This is a genomic window from Flavobacterium sp. EDS, assembly GCF_020991525.1.
Lineage (GTDB): Bacteria > Bacteroidota > Bacteroidia > Flavobacteriales > Flavobacteriaceae > Flavobacterium.
The window spans coordinates 1-1,415 of sequence record NZ_JAJMOZ010000040.1 but is presented as its reverse complement, the minus strand read 5'-3'; the positions used below and the strand labels follow the sequence as shown (position 1 = coordinate 1,415).

The 1,415-nt window shown below is 35.0% G+C and carries 1 protein-coding gene; it reads left to right on the top strand.

The genetic code is table 11. The features are described from left to right. The coding region (gene nagB, locus LPB87_RS20570) for a glucosamine-6-phosphate deaminase (protein ID WP_230729221.1) at positions 1-1,415 on the top strand (1,415 nt) is incomplete at both ends.

Genomic DNA, 1,415 nt, shown 5'->3' with positions numbered 1-1,415 from the left:
GCTGGTAAATTTGAAGAGACACGATTTGAAAAAATCCACAACGAAATCTTCAAGAATTCTACCGAAGCATCGATAATTGTTGCGCAGGAAATTGCTCAATTAATTAGATCAAAGCAAGAAAAGAACAAATCTTGTGTACTAGGTTTAGCCACAGGTTCTTCACCTATAAAGGTATATGAAGAATTAGTTAGAATGCACAATGAAGAAGGATTGAGTTTTAGCAATGTTATCACCTTTAATTTGGATGAATATTATCCGATGACTAAAGAAAACAATCAGAGCTACCACCATTTCATGCATCAACATTTGTTTAATCATATCGATATCAAACCAGAGAATGTAAATATTCCAGATGGTACTGTTTCGATTGATGAATTGAATCAATATTGTATTGATTATGAAATGAACATTAAGAATGCTGGAGGACTAGATTTTCAATTATTAGGAATTGGCCGTACAGGGCACGTAGGATTTAACGAGCCGGGATCGCATATAAATTCAGGAACACGTATTATTACTTTGGATCATATCACGAGAGTAGATGCTTCTTCCGATTTTAACGGGATTGATAATGTGCCAAAAAGGGCCATTACAATGGGAGTATCTACAATTCTCAGATCCAAAAGAATAGTACTTATGGCTTGGGGGCAAAACAAAGCCGATATTATCAAGAGAACCATTCAAGGTGATATTAGCTCTGAAGTTCCAGCAACATTTTTGCAAAATCATGGTAATGCAACTTTTGTTTTAGACCAATCAGCAGCATCTGAACTAACTCGTTTTAAAACGCCATGGTTAGTTGGTGAGTGTATTTGGAATCAGGAATTAAAAAGTAAAGCGATTGTTTGGTTGTGTCAAAAAACAAAACAATCTATTTTAAAATTAACCGACAGAGATTACAATAATAACGGAATGTCCGATTTATTGGCTCAAGAAGGTTCTGCTTACGATTTGAACATTAATATGTTCAACGTATTACAACATACGATTACAGGATGGCCAGGAGGTAAGCCCAATACTGATGATTCACATCGTCCAGAGAGAGCTAATCCAGCTAAGAAAAGAATTATCCTTTTTAGTCCCCATCCAGATGATGATGTTATCTCAATGGGAGGAACATTCTCAAAATTAATAAAACAAGGGCATGATGTGCATGTTGTATATCAAACCTCTGGAAATATTGCCGTTACTGATGATGAGGCGTTAAAGTTTGCTGAGGTAAGTAATGATTTTTTTGCTGATTCAGACACAAAAATAAATTTCAAATCTGTGATTGATTTTCTAAATAACAAGTCAGAAAATCAAATTGATTCCTTGGAAGTAAGAAAGTTAAAAGGACTTATCCGCCGAAGAGAATCATATGCCGCTACGAGATATATTGGGTTAAAAGATGAAAATACTCATTTCCTGGATCT